Source organism: Paenarthrobacter sp. NPDC056912 (assembly GCF_042786555.1).
Classification (GTDB): domain Bacteria; phylum Actinomycetota; class Actinomycetes; order Actinomycetales; family Micrococcaceae; genus Arthrobacter.
On sequence record NZ_JBHUCD010000039.1, the window covers coordinates 2,010 to 5,601 of the forward strand.

1 rRNA gene is annotated in these 3,592 nt (G+C 55.2%); it reads left to right on the top strand.

The annotated features are described in order from the left end of the window. Positions 1 to 394 precede the first annotated feature (394 nt). Positions 395 to 3,546: ribosomal RNA gene (locus tag ACFRJ9_RS23810) — 23S ribosomal RNA — on the top strand. Positions 3,547 to 3,592: the final 46 nt, after the last annotated feature.

The window sequence follows — 3,592 nt, forward strand, 5'->3', positions numbered from 1 at the left end:
GGGGGGGTGCGGGGGTGTGTGGAACGTGGTGGGGTGCGGGGTGTGGGGGTTGTGTTTGGCGCACTGTTGGGTCCTGAGGCAACAGGACCTTTTTGCAGCAATGCAGGGGGGACACTTTCTGGTGTTTCTTTTTGTTCCTGCTTCTGGTTCCTCTGGTCACTGTATCGATCTGCTTGTGTGGGTTGTGGTGGGTGGTGGGCTGGTTGACGGGGTTGTTGTTTGAGAACTACATAGTGGACGCGAGCATCTAGAACATGCATGGTGCTGATCCTTTTGGGGGTTGGTGGGTGTGTGTTCTTACAGCAATTTCTTATGAATGAACCTGGGCCCTAGTGGCGCATGGTTCTCTCGAGTAAGTCAATGCATGATCGAACTTTTTGTTTGATTTTTGTGTGGTCAAGTTTTTAAGGGCACACGGTGGATGCCTTGGCATTAGGAGCCGAAGAAGGACGTAGGAATCTGCGATAAGCCTGGGGGAGTTGATAACCGAGCGTTGATCCCAGGATGTCCGAATGGGGAAACCCCGCACAACGCTGCAAGGTGATTGTGTGACCCGCATCTGAACACATAGGGTGCGTGGGGGGAACGCGGGGAAGTGAAACATCTCAGTACCCGCAGGAAGAGAAAACAATAGTGATTCCGTTAGTAGTGGCGAGCGAACGCGGATCAGGCTAAACCGTTCCATGTGTGATAGCCGGCGGGCGTTGCATGGGCGGGGTTGTGGGACTTTCCGTACTGGTTCTGCCGGACTGGTGGGGTGAGGTGCAGGCATAGGTGAACGGTCTTGAAAGGCCGGCCAGAGAGGGTGTGAGCCCCGTAACCGTAATGTTGTGCACAGCCTGGAGAGGATCCCAAGTAGCACGGGGCCCGAGAAATCCCGTGCGAATCTGTCAGGACCACCTGATAAGCCTAAATACTTCCTAATGACCGATAGCGGACCAGTACCGTGAGGGAAAGGTGAAAAGTACCCCGGGAGGGGAGTGAAACAGTACCTGAAACCGTGTGCTTACAATCCGTCGGAGCCAGTCTGATTCTGGTGACGGCGTGCCTTTTGAAGAATGAGCCTGCGAGTTAGTGTTACGTCGCGAGGTTAACCCGTGTGGGGTAGCCGTAGCGAAAGCGAGTCTGAATAGGGCGAGTGTAGTGGCGTGATCTAGACCCGAAGCGGAGTGATCTACCCATGGCCAGGTTGAAGCGACGGTAAGACGTCGTGGAGGACCGAACCCACTTCAGTTGAAAATGGAGGGGATGAGCTGTGGGTAGGGGTGAAAGGCCAATCAAACTCCGTGATAGCTGGTTCTCCCCGAAATGCATTTAGGTGCAGCGTTGCGTGTTTCTTGCCGGAGGTAGAGCTACTGGATGGCCGATGGGCCCTACAAGGTTACTGACGTCAGCCAAACTCCGAATGCCGGTAAGTGAGAGCGCAGCAGTGAGACTGTGGGGGATAAGCTTCATAGTCGAGAGGGAAACAGCCCAGACCACCAACTAAGGCCCCTAAGCGTGTGCTAAGTGGGAAAGGATGTGGAGTTGCGAAGACAACCAGGAGGTTGGCTTAGAAGCAGCCACCCTTGAAAGAGTGCGTAATAGCTCACTGGTCAAGTGATTCCGCGCCGACAATGTAGCGGGGCTCAAGTACACCGCCGAAGTTGTGGATTTCAGATGATAGCCAAGCCGCCCTTCGGGGTTGGTTCAGGCGTCTGGAGTGGTAGGGGAGCGTCGTGTGGGCAGTGAAGTCGCGGTGGAAACCAGCGGTGGAGCCTACACGAGTGAGAATGCAGGCATGAGTAGCGAAAGACGGGTGAGAAACCCGTCCGCCGAATGATCAAGGGTTCCAGGGTCAAGCTAATCTGCCCTGGGTAAGTCGGGACCTAAGGCGAGGCCGACAGGCGTAGTCGATGGACAACGGGTTGATATTCCCGTACCGGCGAAAAACCGCCAATGCCAAGCGGGGGATACTAACCGCCCGGAGCCTGCCCTATCACCCTTGTGGTGTGTGGGTTTTGGCCGAGCGCGGGACCTGATCCTGGGAGGTAAGCGTATTAACAGGTGTGACGCAGGAAGGTAGCCGGGCCGGGCGATGGTTGCCCCGGTCTAAGGATGTAGGGTCAGGGATAGGCAAATCCGTTCCTGTGTGCTTCGAGCACGTTCCTGAGATCTGATGGGACTCCCGTAAGGGGGGATCCGGTGATCCTATGCTGCCAAGAAAAGCATCGACGCGAGGTTTTAGCCGCCCGTACCCCAAACCGACACAGGTGATCAGGTAGAGAATACCAAGGCGATCGAGAGAATTATGGTTAAGGAACTCGGCAAAATGCCCCCGTAACTTCGGGAGAAGGGGGGCCTGCCCCGTGATGGAGACTTGCTCTCCGTGAGCGGGTGTGGGCCGCAGAGACCAGGGGGAAGCGACTGTTTACTAAAAACACAGGTCCGTGCGAAGTCGCAAGACGATGTATACGGACTGACTCCTGCCCGGTGCTGGAAGGTTAAGAGGACCGGTTAGCCACCTTGTGTGGCGAAGCTGAGAATTTAAGCCCCAGTAAACGGCGGTGGTAACTATAACCATCCTAAGGTAGCGAAATTCCTTGTCGGGTAAGTTCCGACCTGCACGAATGGAGTAACGACTTCCCCGCTGTCTCAACCATAAACTCGGCGAAATTGCAGTACGAGTAAAGATGCTCGTTACGCGCAGCAGGACGGAAAGACCCCGAGACCTTTACTATAGTTTGGTATTGGTGTTCGGAGTGGCTTGTGTAGGATAGGTGGGAGACGTTGAAACCCGGACGCCAGTTCGGGTGGAGTCATCGTTGAAATACCACTCTGGTCACTTTGGACATCTAACTTCGGCCCGTGATCCGGGTCAGGGACAGTGCCTGATGGGTAGTTTAACTGGGGCGGTTGCCTCCTAAAAAGTAACGGAGGCGCCCAAAGGTTCCCTCAGCCTGGTTGGCAATCAGGTGTCGAGTGTAAGTGCACAAGGGAGCTTGACTGTGAGAGAGACATCTCAAGCAGGGACGAAAGTCGGGACTAGTGATCCGGCGGTACATTGTGGAATGGCCGTCGCTCAACGGATAAAAGGTACCTCGGGGATAACAGGCTGATCTTGCCCAAGAGTCCATATCGACGGCATGGTTTGGCACCTCGATGTCGGCTCGTCGCATCCTGGGGCTGGAGTAGGTCCCAAGGGTTGGGCTGTTCGCCCATTAAAGCGGTACGCGAGCTGGGTTTAGAACGTCGTGAGACAGTTCGGTCCCTATCCGCTGCGCGCGCAGGAAATTTGAGAAGGGCTGTCCTTAGTACGAGAGGACCGGGACGGACGAACCTCTGGTGTGTCAGTTGTACTGCCAAGTGCATCGCTGATTAGCTACGTTCGGATGGGATAACCGCTGAAAGCATCTAAGCGGGAAGCTCGCTTCGAGATGAGATTTCCATACACATTATGTGTGAGAGGCCCCCAGCCAGACCACTGGGTTGATAGGCCGGATGTGGAAGCGAGGACTAAAGACTCGTGAAGCTGACCGGTACTAATAGGCCAACAACTTACACCACACAACACACTGCACGCGTCCACTATGTGGTTCCCGAACAACAAAAC